At 39.1% G+C, this 13,617-nt stretch carries 15 protein-coding genes; 7 read left to right on the top strand and 8 right to left on the bottom strand.

The genetic code is table 11. The annotated features are described in order from the left end of the window. A partial coding sequence (locus GSQ84_RS05135; RefSeq protein WP_158796195.1) for an SDR family NAD(P)-dependent oxidoreductase occupies window positions 1–345 on the bottom strand: 345 nt, incomplete at its 3' end. A gap of 264 nt (window positions 346–609) precedes the next feature. Between GSQ84_RS05135 and GSQ84_RS05130 the strand changes: the two genes are divergently transcribed. Beyond that, complete coding sequence (locus tag GSQ84_RS05130) at window positions 610–1,188, top strand: Crp/Fnr family transcriptional regulator (RefSeq protein WP_158796194.1); 579 nt, start codon at window positions 610–612, stop codon at window positions 1,186–1,188. 25 nt (window positions 1,189–1,213) lie between these two features. On the opposite strand, the gene GSQ84_RS05125 is transcribed toward GSQ84_RS05130, so the two are convergent. Next, window positions 1,214–1,726: a cysteine hydrolase family protein gene (locus tag GSQ84_RS05125; protein ID WP_158796193.1), complete on the bottom strand. Its 513-nt coding sequence runs from the start codon at window positions 1,724–1,726 to the stop codon at window positions 1,214–1,216. 678 nt (window positions 1,727–2,404) lie between these two features. On the opposite strand from GSQ84_RS05125, the gene GSQ84_RS05120 reads away from it, so the two are divergent. Together GSQ84_RS05120 and GSQ84_RS05115 are read left to right on the top strand one after the other, a co-directional pair. Beyond that, window positions 2,405–3,280: an SDR family NAD(P)-dependent oxidoreductase gene (locus tag GSQ84_RS05120; RefSeq protein WP_158796192.1), complete on the top strand. Its 876-nt coding sequence runs from the start codon at window positions 2,405–2,407 to the stop codon at window positions 3,278–3,280. A 58-nt stretch (window positions 3,281–3,338) separates the two neighbouring features. Beyond that, the gene (locus tag GSQ84_RS05115) at window positions 3,339–4,253 is read left to right on the top strand and encodes an AraC family transcriptional regulator (protein WP_158796191.1); all 915 of its coding nucleotides are present in this window, start codon (window positions 3,339–3,341) and stop codon (window positions 4,251–4,253) included. A 133-nt stretch (window positions 4,254–4,386) separates the two neighbouring features. On the opposite strand, the gene GSQ84_RS05110 is transcribed toward GSQ84_RS05115, so the two are convergent. Together GSQ84_RS05110 and GSQ84_RS05105 are read right to left on the bottom strand one after the other, a co-directional pair. After that, a complete protein-coding gene (locus GSQ84_RS05110) occupies window positions 4,387–4,785 on the bottom strand; it encodes a nuclear transport factor 2 family protein (RefSeq protein WP_158796190.1) in 399 nt (132 codons plus the stop codon). A 98-nt stretch (window positions 4,786–4,883) separates the two neighbouring features. Next, window positions 4,884–5,465 carry a Crp/Fnr family transcriptional regulator gene (locus GSQ84_RS05105; protein WP_158796189.1) on the bottom strand — a complete coding sequence of 194 codons (582 nt, stop codon included), beginning with the start codon at window positions 5,463–5,465 and terminating at the stop codon, window positions 4,884–4,886. A 184-nt stretch (window positions 5,466–5,649) separates the two neighbouring features. Between GSQ84_RS05105 and GSQ84_RS05100 the strand changes: the two genes are divergently transcribed. From GSQ84_RS05100 to GSQ84_RS05085, 4 genes are all read left to right on the top strand, one after another. Further along, window positions 5,650–6,687: an aldehyde reductase gene (locus GSQ84_RS05100; protein ID WP_158796188.1), complete on the top strand. Its 1,038-nt coding sequence runs from the start codon at window positions 5,650–5,652 to the stop codon at window positions 6,685–6,687. After that, a complete protein-coding gene (locus tag GSQ84_RS05095) occupies window positions 6,684–7,487 on the top strand; it encodes an AraC family transcriptional regulator (RefSeq protein ID WP_158796187.1) in 804 nt (267 codons plus the stop codon). Before GSQ84_RS05100 ends, GSQ84_RS05095 begins: the two co-directional genes overlap by 4 nt. 85 nt (window positions 7,488–7,572) lie before the next feature. Continuing rightward, a complete protein-coding gene (locus tag GSQ84_RS05090) occupies window positions 7,573–8,295 on the top strand; it encodes an SDR family oxidoreductase (RefSeq protein ID WP_158796186.1) in 723 nt (240 codons plus the stop codon). A gap of 379 nt (window positions 8,296–8,674) precedes the next feature. Continuing rightward, window positions 8,675–10,735, top strand: coding sequence for a M1 family metallopeptidase (locus tag GSQ84_RS05085; protein ID WP_158796185.1), 2,061 nt, complete (start codon window positions 8,675–8,677; stop codon window positions 10,733–10,735). Window positions 10,736–10,840: 105 nt separating this feature from the next. Here GSQ84_RS05085 and GSQ84_RS05080 read toward each other — a convergent pair whose 3' ends face one another. From GSQ84_RS05080 to GSQ84_RS05065, 4 genes are all read right to left on the bottom strand, one after another. After that, window positions 10,841–11,398 carry a GNAT family N-acetyltransferase gene (locus tag GSQ84_RS05080; protein ID WP_158796184.1) on the bottom strand — a complete coding sequence of 186 codons (558 nt, stop codon included), beginning with the start codon at window positions 11,396–11,398 and terminating at the stop codon, window positions 10,841–10,843. A gap of 26 nt (window positions 11,399–11,424) precedes the next feature. Next, a complete protein-coding gene (locus tag GSQ84_RS05075; protein ID WP_158796183.1) occupies window positions 11,425–11,919 on the bottom strand; it encodes a PRC-barrel domain-containing protein in 495 nt (164 codons plus the stop codon). A 266-nt stretch (window positions 11,920–12,185) separates the two neighbouring features. Next, window positions 12,186–12,545 carry a hypothetical protein gene (locus GSQ84_RS05070; protein WP_216848876.1) on the bottom strand — a complete coding sequence of 120 codons (360 nt, stop codon included), beginning with the start codon at window positions 12,543–12,545 and terminating at the stop codon, window positions 12,186–12,188. A gap of 336 nt (window positions 12,546–12,881) precedes the next feature. After that, a complete protein-coding gene (locus GSQ84_RS05065) occupies window positions 12,882–13,553 on the bottom strand; it encodes a DUF6266 family protein (protein WP_158796182.1) in 672 nt (223 codons plus the stop codon). Window positions 13,554–13,617: the final 64 nt, after the last annotated feature.

Here is a 13,617-nt window from a genome sequence, read left to right as displayed (position 1 = left end):
TACAGAACCCCAAACGTTCACTTCAAAAATATTTTTCATTTGTTCGATAGAAGTTGCTTCGAATAATCCAAATCCGGTTATTCCCGCATTATTGACCAATACATCAATCTGCCCGTATTTTTTGACTGTTGTTTCGACAGCAGCGTTTACCGAGGCGGTGCTGGTCACATCCATTTCAACCACTTCGATATTAGGTATAACACCCAATTCCTTTGCTATATCAGCATTTTTAGTAGTTATATTGCGCATAGCAGCAATTACCCTGTTTCCTTTTTTGGCCAGATCTAAAGCCATTAGTTTTCCGAATCCGGAACTTGTTCCGGTTATTAAAATCGTCTTTGACATATATTTCTTATTTAAAATCTCACTCATGAGAACTCTACAAAGGTTAGGAGAACAATTCGCCTGGAACAAGGACATTTAAAGCAAAATACCCGTGACTTTTATCACGATAGCCTTCACACAAGCATGCGCATAGGTTTCGCAAGTCTGATAAAGGAGAGCTTCATTGCTGATCGCAAAAATTGCAATAAATTGTCGGTCACCCGGATTCCATTTTTTAATTTAGAAACTGTAAAAGAGACGATTTTAGATAGATTTGTTTTATCTATGTTTGAAGCCTTCGAAATATACTTAAAGCAAAAAGCGGATTTAACCGATGGCGAAATTGACGCGGTGCGTGCCGTTAGCATTGAAAAAAAGATAAGGAAAAGACAGTATCTCCTTCAGGAAGGTGATGTTTGCCATTATAACTGTTTTATCGTAAAAGGTTGCCTTCGCTTGTACAGAGTTGGCGAAGACGGGGCTGAACACATACTACGTTTTGGCGTTGAAAATTGGTGGATCAGTGATCGTGAAAGTTATAATACTGGCAATCCTTCAAAAAGCAACATCGACGCGCTGGAAAACTGTGAAGTTATCCTGATAGACAAGCCGGCTTTCGATGATTTACTAACCACTATACCCAGATTAAAAAACTATATAGAAGTTCTGAAGGCAAGGAGTTTTGATGCCAGCCAAAACAGGATAATGACAAATATCAGTTCTACCGCTGAAGAAAAATATCAGAATTTTATGACCTCTTTTCCTGATATCTTTTACCGCGTTCCCTTGCATATGATCGCCTCCTACCTGGGTGTATCAAGAGAAACTTTAAGCCGGATCAGGAACCAGTTCTCTCATAAATAAACGTCAAATTCTAAGGTTCCAGAGGTTACCACCAGTTAAACCACTCATCAACCGTCACAACTTCTGCCTGACAGGGAAATAATTTGCTCATAAATATGCGGTGAACCTCCTTGTCGGGGTCGGCGCAGCAATCCAGCAATACAGTTAGGCCGTAACCTTTGTCGGCCGCCTCGCATAAAGTTGACAGTATCGCCCCACTGGTAGAAATTCCAGTGAGCACAATATTCCGAATGTTGAATGATCTTAATATAATCTCTAAATCAGTGCCGGTGAAAGCACTCACGCGCCTTCTCATTACTGTCACCTCCTCATTTCCGGGTAATAAATCAGGATGAACTTTCATAGACTCATCTATATTCCTGGTTGCAGGATGAGTTTTACCAGCCACCACATAAATAACGGGAATGTTATAATACCGGGCACTTGTTATTGCTTTTCCTGTATTTTCTATAATTACTGAAGTTTCATCTGGCATCGTCGCTAGAATTTCTTCCTGCATATCAATGACCAATAGCGCAGTATTTTGAGTTTGTTCCATTTTTTTAGTTGATTAATAATTATCTATTTTGCAATGGAGGCACTTGCTTTACCATCTCTTTATGACCTTGATAAGGTTTTACAAAGGGTAATAAATTAAAGAACATTGCGGCGATAAACAGAGTGGTAATGCTTTGACAAAGCACCGTGAGCGGGGCGCCTGACACTCATTACCCGGCCTCTCATGCGAGGTTCATCTCTACTTGTATTATGGTAATACTGGGCAGAAATGGGCATGATGGAGCCCAAGTCTGAGGTCAGGGCGAATGGCAAAGAATAAAGCATAATTACGATTCCGTAGAACACGGAAGGTGCTGTTTCTTAAATTCATAGTATACGATGTAGAGTTTTTTTTACAACAAACATATCCTTGTAATACATTATTGAATGCTACAAAGAACCACTTTTTCAAATAAACAGAAATAGATATATCGTTGTATTGATAGGACTATTTACGGTATTGTTCGCGGAAGGCGCCAGCGTTTTATCACGATTCTCTCTCACATAAGACGGTTGCGATATATTTTGCAGCAGCCTGTAAAGGTGATCATCATTCGCTGATGGTAAAATTTTAGTTAACCCGCTTCGCCATTATGGCTACAAAAATCATCAATACGGCTACATCTCACGGATAGCATATACTGACTTTTGTATTGTTAATCATTTAAAATATAATATTATGGCAGATCAAAATGAAACTTCGGCTTTAGCGCAATCCTCTGGCACTTCAGATAAAGTTTGGTTCATTACAGGTGCATCACGTGGTTTTGGACGTGTATGGGCCGAAGCAGCACTTAACCGTGGTGATAAAGTCGCGGCTACAGCCCGCACGCTGGGAAGCATTGCAGGCCTGAAAGAAAAATATGGCGAGAACGTGCTTACTTTAGAGATGGATGTAACCAAGCCCGATCAGGTAAAAACAGCCGTGGAACAAGCTCATTCCCACTTTGGAAGGTTGGATATCATCGCTAATAACGCAGGTTATACACTGGTAGGAACGATTGAGGAATCCAGTACCGAAGACATCCGGGCTCAATATGAAACCAACGTTTTTGGTGCAATTACTGTCATTCAGGCGGTTTTGCCATTGCTGAGAAAGCAAGGCTATGGTCATATTCTGGGTACATCGAGTGGCGTTGGACATGTGACATTACCAGTAGTTGGCTATTATTGTTCTACGAAATGGGCATTCGAGTCGATCCATGAAAGCCTGGCCTTAGAGGTCAAAGCCTTTGGTATCAAAGTAACGATCATAGAACCCGGTGCCTATGCAACTGAATTTGGCAGTCCTTTGTCTGCGAAGTTTGCAGCAGGCCTGGATGTTTATGCAGATTTTAAAAAACAGGTTTTTGAAGGCATGCAAGGCATGGAAAGAGGTGATCCGAATGCAACGCCAGAAGCCATCTTTAAAATCGTTGATACAGAAAATCCGCCATTGAGATTTAACCTTGGCAGTCACAATTTAGCATGGGTGCGAGCTGCATATACTGATAGACTGGAAACCTGGGAGGCATGGCAGGAAGTTTCCAGCTCAGCACAGGGAACATTAAAGTAATAGATAAATGATAACTGATATATCAATATATCGGTTATCATTGTATAAAGTTTTCGAAATGAAAAAAGAAGAGAATAGCTATCGTAAATTTGAATCGTTAACTGATTTTAACCGTCTGTTCGGGTTAGCAAAACCTTTGCATCCGCTGATCAGTTTAAGAGAGATCAACGACATAAAAATTGATGCTGATGAACTACCCGATTCATTTATACTCGGTTTTTACCAAATCGCTTATAAAACAAATGCCTGTAACCAGGCAAAATACGGTCAAAATTATTATGATTTTGGTGAAGGCGGACTGATATTTTCAGCACCGAACCAATTGTTTGAAACCCCTCGGGAAAATGGGAGTTCAGGGTATGTATTGCATATCCATCCGGATTTTTTCCTGACCTATCCGCTGGCAAAGAAAATTACCACTTATGGCTTCTTTTCCTATGCCACAAATGAAGCTTTACATCTGTCTGATCATGAAAAGACAACTATCCTTTCAATTTTTAAAATAATTGATGAAGAATTAAAAAGCAGAATAGATGATTTCAGTCAGGATGTTGTTATTTCACAGATTGAATTATTATTAAATTACAGCAATCGTTTTTACAAGCGTCAGTTCCTTACCCGCAAAGCAGTAAACCACAACTTGCTACAGCAGCTTGAAGAAATATTAGAAGCCTATTTTACAGATGAAAAGCCTTTAACCGAAGGGGTTCCTACAGTTCAATACCTTTCCGACAAGCTGAATATGTCACCAAGATATTTAAGTGATATGCTTCGTTCCCTGGCCGGGCAAAATGCCCAGCAGCACATACATCACAAGCTAATTGAAAAAGCAAAAGAAAAATTGTCCACCACCAGCTTGTCTGTAAGTGAAGTGGCATACGAACTGGGCTTTGAACATTCCCAATCTTTTAGTAAATTATTCAAGACAAAAACTACTTACTCTCCTTTGGAATTCAGGCGATCTTTTAATTAATGGCCCTTTACCTTTGACAACTTAATAACGTTACTAAAAGGGAAAATTTAAATGATTTAATAAGACAAAGAGCTGAATTACAAAAACAGCTCTATGACCTTTATAAAAATTAACACAAGAAACAATTATTCCTTTATTCCTGATGGGTATTATTAAAGATGTAATGCGATATCTTCCAATGCGTGTCTTTATGCAGTACAAACATTTCTTTATTTTTTAACGAAATGGTTTGTCCACTGGCTCTTATAAGCGTACTTACTTTTGAATTTGTCCTGACATAAGCGTAATCCCCATTTACATTCACTTCGTCAATAAAGTATTCAATATTGATTTCAAAGTTCTTAGAAAGCATTTCATAGGTGGCTTTTATGGCCTCGTATCCTTTTGCCAGTGGCCCATTATTGGGCATCAGTATGGCATCGGTTGCATAAAATGACATCGCTTTTAATATATCTGATGCATTGAAGGCTTCGCTGAAAGAAAAGATTAACTTTTCTATAGCCGATTTTTCTGTTGTTGTATCCATTTCCATTGTACGTTGTTTTGAGTACAGGACAAAGGAACCTACAATCAAATGAAACAGCCCTTAAACAAGGTTAAGAAATGGGCTTAACTTAGGTTAAGGATCATTTACTTTTTAACGATAATCCTTCTTAGCTTGCTCAGAAACTCAGGTGTAATCCCCAGGTAAGAAGCAATCTGCGTATTAGGCAGCCGATTTGCCAGGGTTGGATATTGCGCTAGAAATGCCAGGTATCGCTCCTCTGCCGTCGAGCTGATATTCTGCAAGACCCTGTTTTGAAGTTCCTCAAATTTATTTTCAATCATCACTCTAAAAATCCTGTCAAATTTCGGATGATGATGGTAAAGATAGATCAGGTTTATTTTTTCTATCTGTAAGATTATCGACGGTTCAATAGCTTCAATGTAAAGGCGGCTTTCCTTTCCTGAATGAAAGCTGCTGATATCTGTAATCCATTCATTTTCGGAAGCAAACTGAAGGTTATGCTCTGTACCATTTTTATCAACCCCATATAATTTAAAACAGCCGGAAACAACAAATGTGTAGTGTTTACAAATATCATTTTCCTGCAAAATAAATTGCCTGCGTTTGATTTTCCTTTCAACTACCCGGCTATTTAATTCACTTCTTTCACTTTCCCTGAGCGGAATGTAGGTATTAAAATAAGCGATGAGTTGATCTGTTGCCATGATGAATCTTATATATAGCCCTTCAAACATACGAAAGATGTATAAGCTTTAACAATACGATATCATTAACTCGTTTTTGTCCCCATCCTACCTTCATCTGGACTTCTCAATAAAGCTATTTTGGACTTCTCAGGAAAACTTACCGGGATTATTATGAGCAATTTTGTACCATAAAATTCAGACAATGGAAAATTCAGAAACAGTTTTAGTTACGGGAGGATCAGGAGCTGTAGGCGTTCATTGTATCCTTCAATTATTGCAAAAAGGGTACAGCGTAAAAACTACGCTCCGCTCCATCAGCAAAAAAAGTGAAGTGATTGAAATGCTTAAAACAGGCGGCATTACTGTCTTTGACAATCTTGTTTTTATGGAAGCAGATCTGATAAAAGATGATCATTGGGATGAAGTTATGAAAAATTGTAATTATGTTCTCCATGTTGCATCACCAACGCATTCTTTAACACCCAAAGATGAAAATGAGATGATCCGTCCTGCGGTAGACGGCGTGCTCCGTGTTTTAAAAGCTGCCCGCAATGCAGGTGTAAAACGCGTAGTCCTGACTTCCAGTTTTGGTGCCCTGGGTTTTAGCAACAAAAACCCGAACAGGCTAACAACAGAGGCAGACTGGACAGATCCGAATGAAAAAGGTTTGTCTGCTTATGAAAAATCAAAAGGATTGGCAGAACGTGCAGCCTGGGAGTTCATGAGCAAAGAAGGCGGCAGTTTAGAATTGGCAGCCATCAATCCTGTTGCTATTTTCGGGCCATCACTGGGCCCTTCCACATCCCCTAGCCTTGGGCTCCTGAAACATTTATTGGACGGTACCATGAAGGCTGTCCCCAATATCCCTTTGAATGTTGTTGATATCCGGGACGTAGCCGATCTGCATATTCGCGCAATGACGAATCCTGACGCTAAAGGGCAACGCTTTATCGCATCGGCAGACGGTCAGATATCCTTACCTGAAATTGCTATCTTGCTGAAAAATAAAATGCCCGCTGTGTCAAAAAAAGTCGCTGAAAAAACATTCCCTAACTGGGTGCTTAAAATCGCGGCCTTATTTAACCCGCTGGCAAAACAGGCCGTTTCCTTTATAAAAATCAGCCGAAACGTGAGCAATGCAAAGGCGAAGGAAGTTTTAGGCTGGACACCAGTTACAAATAATGAAGGGGCTATTCTGGCTTCAATGGAAAGTATGATCAAACTCGGAATTGTAAAATGAACGCGAACGCAGCAAAGAATTGTTTAAGTGAGCCTGAAATTGCGCAGGAACAATTTATCCCTGATCATGTATTTGTTTATGTGACAAAAGGATCGTTGCGCTGTTATGATGGCAACAAAAGCCATATTTTCAAAGCGGGCGAATACTGCCTGGTACGTAAAAATAGTCTGGCGAGATACGAAAGTGAGAAAGGTGCTGCCGAATTTGAAAAGGTTATTTTCTGTTTTGAAGAAAAGTTCATCAGGAATTTTCAGGAAAAACACCAATTGACGGCAGCGAAATCCAATTCAGCAGATACTTTTATTAGGATAAACCCTACAGCATTAATACCTGATTTCATTCGTTCGCTGGAACCTTACTCAGATCATTCAGGAAATATTGATGAGGCATTTGCCGATATAAAATATGAAGAATTGCTGATTATCCTCTTGAAAAATCAGCCGGAACTTGCTGGTATACTCTTTGATTATGCCAGTCCCGAAAAAATTAACCTGGAAGAGTTTATGAACCGCAATTATAAATTCAATGTACGCATTGAGCGGTTCGCTTATTTAACCGGACGCAGTTTATCGGCTTTTAAGCGGGATTTTAAAATCATATTTAAAAAAACTCCGAGTCACTGGCTGGTAAACAAACGTTTACAGGATGCTTATTTCCTGATGCAGAAAAAGAATAAAAAACCAACCGAGATTTATCTCGACCTGGGCTTCGAAAGCCTGTCGCACTTCTCCGTTGCCTTCAAAAAATTATTCGGGATTACCCCAACCGAACTGACAGGAAAAAAAAAGCAAAATCATTAGTTAGCACACATTTTGCAGGAATAGCATATACATTTAAATTCACTAACTATAAATGTAAATAATCCGTTTACACCAACATAAACTCATGAAAACAGCAAACAATAAAATTCTAATTACCGGAGGAGCAAGTGGTATCGGCCTGGGATTAACAGAAAGATTTATCAGGGAAAACAATACCGTGATCATTTGCGGAAGAAGAGAGTCTGTGCTCAAAGAAGTTGCAGCTAAATTTCCTGCTGTAATCACTAAGGTATGCGACCTTTCTGATGAAGAAGAACGCACTGAACTATTCAACTGGGTAGAAGAGAATCATCCCGACCTGAATGTATTAATGAATAATGCGGGCATTCAAAATTGGATGAATGTCTCAGATGATGATTTTTATGAAAAGTCGTCTGAGGAAATTGCAACCAATATTACCGCTCCAATTCATTTAACAAAACTGTTTTTGAACTTAAAATCGTTAGATACGATTATGAATGTTACCTCTGGCTTAGCCTTTGTGCCATTTTCAAAAGTCCCTGTGTATTGTGGTACAAAAGCATTTATGCGTTCATTCACACTGTCACTAAGACATCAATTGAAATCAACAGGTATTGAAGTGATTGAAATTATCCCCCCAGCATTGAACACAGACCTTGGCGGAAAAGGTATTCACAATGAACATCCTTCTGTAAGCGATTTTGTTGAATCCATATTTAAACAACTGAAAGAGGGTAAAACTGAATTGACGTTTGGGACAAGTGAAACAAGGGCAGCAGCAAATAATGAAACCATTGGCGACTATTTTAGTAAAATGAACCCATAGAGATTTTGTTAAGAATGAATAAGCCATAACTTCAACCTGATGTTATGGCTTATTTTTATTCATATTTCAACGCATCCACAGCATTTGACTTCGCTGCTCGAAACGGATTGTTCATATTCAAAAGCGAACAACTAACACTAGCCTTAATCTCCTCAAGAATTTGAATAGAAATCAGAATAATTCTATATTATTAATATCAAAATCCATCAATTTTAAATAAACAAGGATTCGTTCGAACATTTCACCTCAATTTTAATCATTTAACGCGTTGTGTGATTATAATTTACACCAGAAATAACCGTAACAATATATTTACGCACATTCTTCCTGTTTATTTTTATAGTATAATTGTGAAACAGACATATTTAAAATTATTTCCATGAAGATAAACTTACTTTACAGCCTTTCACTGGTTCTTCTGGCAGGTATAAATGTAGTTTCCGCACAAGTCACTACACCTCCGGCTACAAGCACTCCCCCTCCTGCTGCTTCACGGCGCCCCGTAGAACCACCAGATCCAAATGCTCCGCCTACAAAATATGATTACCATGATGCATTTGCCCCATTTTTCTATAGTAAAAATGGTACAGAATACAGGGCCGCAACGGGTGAACCCGGACCTAAGTACTGGCAAAATCGCACCGATTATCAATTGGCAGCGAAGTTAAATGACGAAACCAATGAAATAACGGGTACCGAAATTCTAACCTATACCAATAACAGCCCGCTGAAACTAGGTTTTATATGGATGCAACTCGACCAGAACTTGTTTAAGCAAGATTCAAGGGGAAGCGCCATTGTACCTTTAGTAGGCAGTCGTAATGCCGGCCACGGACAAATATTTGATGCAGGTTACAAGATCAAATCTGTCAAATTATTAAGCGGTCCAAAAGGAACTACTGCTACTGATGTTAAATTCATGATCAACGACACCCGTATGCAGGTATTCTTACCTAAAGAAGTAACTGCTGGCGGTGGTGTATTAAAACTGAAAATTGAGTATTCCTTTATCTCTCCTGATTACGGATCAGACCGGATGGGTATCATGCAAACTAAAAACGGAAAGATATTTACCATTGCACAATGGTATCCGCGGATGTGCGTATTTGATGATATTAGCGGATGGAATACTTTGCCATATACCGGACCAAGTGAATTTTACTTAGAATATGGTGATTTCGATATTAAAATCACTGCTCCTTCAAAAGACATCGTGGTATGTTCCGGAGATCTGCAAAACCCTTCGGAAGTATATACTGCTGAACAGCAAAAACGATGGGCACAGGCTGCACAGAGTGAAAAAACGGTGGTTATCCGTTCTGCTGCAGAAGTAACAGACGCTCAGTCACGCCCTGCCGGAAAAACTGAACTGACCTGGCATTTTATCATCAAAAATGCACGTGATGCCTCTTGGGGTGCTTCCTCCGCATTTATTATAGATGCTGCTAAGATGGACCTTCCAAGCGGAAAGAAATCAATGGCAATTTCTGCCTATCCGGTAGAAAGCGATGGGATCACTGCCTGGGGACGTTCAACAGAGTTTGTGAAAAAATCAATTGAATACAACTCTGCCAAATGGTTTGAGTTCCCTTATCCTAATGCGACGGCAGTTGCCGGAACACCTGGAGGAATGGAATATCCTGGTATTGTATTCTGCGGCGCTAAAGCCGGCGGACGTGGTTTATGGGGCGTAAATGACCATGAATTTGGCCATACCTGGTTCCCAATGATCGTTGGATCTAACGAGCGTTTGTACGGATGGATGGACGAAGGGTTTAACACGTTTATCAATACCCTGTCTACCGCAAACTTTAACAATGGTGAATATAAAAGCACCCTGCCAAGGGATATGCATAAGATTGGTGATAATTTCACCCTGCCAACTTTGGAACCTATCCTGAGTAATCCTGAGAATTTAAAAGAGAAAAATAACGGTACACTATTATACAGCAAACCAAGCGCAGGACTGGTACTATTGCGTGAACAGATCTTAGGCCCTGAGCGTTTTGATTTTGCCTTTACTACTTATATTAACAGATGGGCATTTAAACACCCTACACCGGATGACTTTTTCCGTACCATGGAAAATGCCGCTGGCGAAAGCCTGCAATGGTTCTGGAGAGGCTGGTTTGTGAACAACTGGCGACTGGACGTTTCCGTTCGCGAGGTAAAATACGTAGATAATGATCCTTCCAAAGGAGCTATCATTGTTCTGGATAACCTGGAAAAAATGGCTATGCCTGTCATCCTGGAAGTTAAAACCAAAAGCGGAAAAACCGACCGTATTAAATTACCGGCAGAAATCTGGGAGCGTAATGTAAGCTGGAGATTCAAATATCCATCCACAGAAGAAATTGAGTCTGTTACTTATGACCCCGACAATGTATTGCCAGATTTTAATCCATCGAATAACGTGTGGACAAAAAATAAGAAAGATTAATTACGGAAATTTCAACCGCTGACCAGGTATTAATATCCTCCTATCATTATAAATCCCCAAAATTATTTAAATTTTGGGGATTTATAATGATAGAGACTTTTTATGTTATGATGTCTCCATTTGATCTTTTTCAAAAAATTCATCGGAATACTTAATCGTGCCCCCAATGATCTCAGAGAAATCATGATCAATTAAGGAAATGATCAAAGAATTTGATTTAGCAATTTTAATGGGTAAGCTAATATCATATCGACTAGTCAGTTCATATCCAAATTTTGGATAATAATTTGGGATACCTAAAATGGCAATGAATTTAAAACCCAGATCCGCAGCAATCCGATGGCTTTCCATCACTAATTTGGAACCAATACCTTTATTTTGATAAGATGGTATAATAGAAAGTGGTGCTAAGGTCAATGCACTATAGTCGATACCCTTGTTTTGTATGTGCATTTTAGTCAACATAATATGACCCACAATCTCCTGGTGTTCATTTTCAGCGACAATTGATAATTCAGGAACAAAAGAATCCGAATTTCTTAATCTTTCAACCATCAGTTGTTCCCTGTGGTTGCTATATCCAACATCTTTATAAGAAGCTATAATGGCTTCAGCAACGGCAGAATGATCTACCTGTTTTTCCTGTCTGAGTTTAATTTCCATGCTTTGGGTTGACCACGCAACTGCGACTAACTGCGTGTAAAGTGATTATCATTAAAATGGTCATGATCATAAAAATCATCAGGGTGGCTTTCATAGACAACGCTGTCTGCATGAGGAAGTGAATCTTTTCCAAGAAATGCATAACGTATAGCCAGTTCTTCTACCGGGGAAATTATCTTACCACTTTCATATTCAGGTAGCGTTCCTAAACGATAAGTATAAACAGCCGGCAGGATCACTTCATCTTTTTTTTCATCAAAGGATACAACACCAATCGGAATAAGCACCACTCTGGTTTCCTTATCACCGTCCCTGTCTGCATCTACATCAATACTACTGATCAGATAACGTACTTTACCTGCATTACTGTCAAAGATCAGGTCTTTAACTTCCCCTATTTCACTGCCACTGCTATCTGCGATTCTCCAGCCGCTAATATCTGGCTGATCATCCGCAATTTCATAGTCGCTTCCGCTCAATTCTTCCAAATAGGTAGTTCTATTATTTTCTTTGTGTTCCATGATATCATTCTTTAAATTAACTTGATTAATGCAGTCCGGATATCTTTAATCCAATATACTGATTTAACTGCCTGATTAATGTTTATTCTGCTTTAATAACTTAAAAAGCAGGATATTGTTTGATACATCCTTAGTCGTTCGGGAATACAGCACCTGCCGCATAAATTGTGTCCCGGGCGGGATAAAAGTAATTGAAGAATTACAGCTAAATTTCAATAATCCTTCAATTATTTTTACAAAAACACTTCAGTTGTCACGACTTTTGATCAGGCTGCTGGTTCATCATCCAGAAGGAAGCGAAGCGGACTGATTGGGCCAAGCGGAATAAAATCAAATTCCATCATTTTTGCTACGCCTAAAGGAAGTTTTTCCAGCAGCTGGTGCGCTTCTTCCGGGTCGGTAAGGTTCATGATAAATACCACGCCATTTAAGTCCGGTTTAACGTACCACATTTCAATTTTACCAGTTAAGTATAAACGCACTGTAGCAGGTACTTCTTTTACCATAACAGGAAGCCTATCGCTCTGAATCATCCCTTTTTCTGTCCATCGGCCAATGGCCAGTATTTTTGTTGTCGGAGTAGTCAGGTCTACCTTTTTTTGAGTGTCCATAATTTCTTTATTCATGTTTAATTGTGATTACATCAGTAAAGATCTTAAGTAATTACGCCAGTTATCTTGCCAAATGGCAAGAAATTATTTCGATATAATTTCTCCATAACCCTTAACTGTTGTAAGTTATTTTACATTAATAATTACTATGTTTCAATTGATAGTTCTAATAAATTACAGCGAAGTAGCAAAACTTAATGAATCCCATCGCCTGGGGTATCGATTTGTTAACCGGTGCTGTTAATAGGATCACTCCAAATGAGTATACGATTAAATTAGAACCTAAACCTTAATCAATTACAACGTCATTCTGCAAAAGCCCTCTTTTATGACGTAAAGAGGGCTTTTATATTATATCATACTTGGTGTATAATTACTGATCACTCCCAGATACTGAGTGTTTGAAACTTTGCCATCCTCAGCAGCAAAAAAGAAATAACAATGCAATTGATCTCCTTGAAACGCTTTTGGCAAGCTCACTTCAAGTTTTCCTGCAGCCCTGGTTACCTCGCCAATACGGCTAGAAGTAAGTTGCTTTGTTTCATCAAAGATCAGCAATACCGCCTGGTCAAGTTTTCGCTTCAGCATTTCAAAAGGGTTATAAATTGTTGCAAAATCCCAGCTTACTTTCAGGATATCACCTGCATCTATCGAAACTGTAGCATTAAATTCCTGTTTCAAACCACCCTGATCCCTGCTGACCTTAATTTTAACCGCATCCATGGTGAAATCCGGATAAACACCTATAACCGCATTTTTTAAATGATAAGCAGTTGCAGCATTCAGAGGTCTTTCTGTGTGCAAATAATCATAGTACCCGATCCGCATGACCTGCTGAGTTTGATCTATAAACTGTTTCACCATTTTAAAAATAGCACGCTGACTAAGTTGCGGCAGTTTCGGTGCTTTTGTTGTTTTTTTAGGAAGAATTTTTACGATTGATTTATCCTTGCCTTTACAGACTACTATCGGCCCTACCTTACCGCTAAGTCCGCGGAGGAGCCCATTTTTTGTTGTTGCCATATGTTATGATTTAGATTGATTACCTATAAATTTAAATTTCGGCTAGCCTGTACCATATAGATCA

Origin of the sequence: Pedobacter sp. L105 (genome assembly GCF_009765875.1) — a bacterium.
Classification (GTDB): Bacteria; Bacteroidota; Bacteroidia; order Sphingobacteriales; family Sphingobacteriaceae; genus Pedobacter.
Note: the sequence above shows the minus strand (reverse complement) of the source record. Positions and strands in the feature narration are given on the sequence as shown.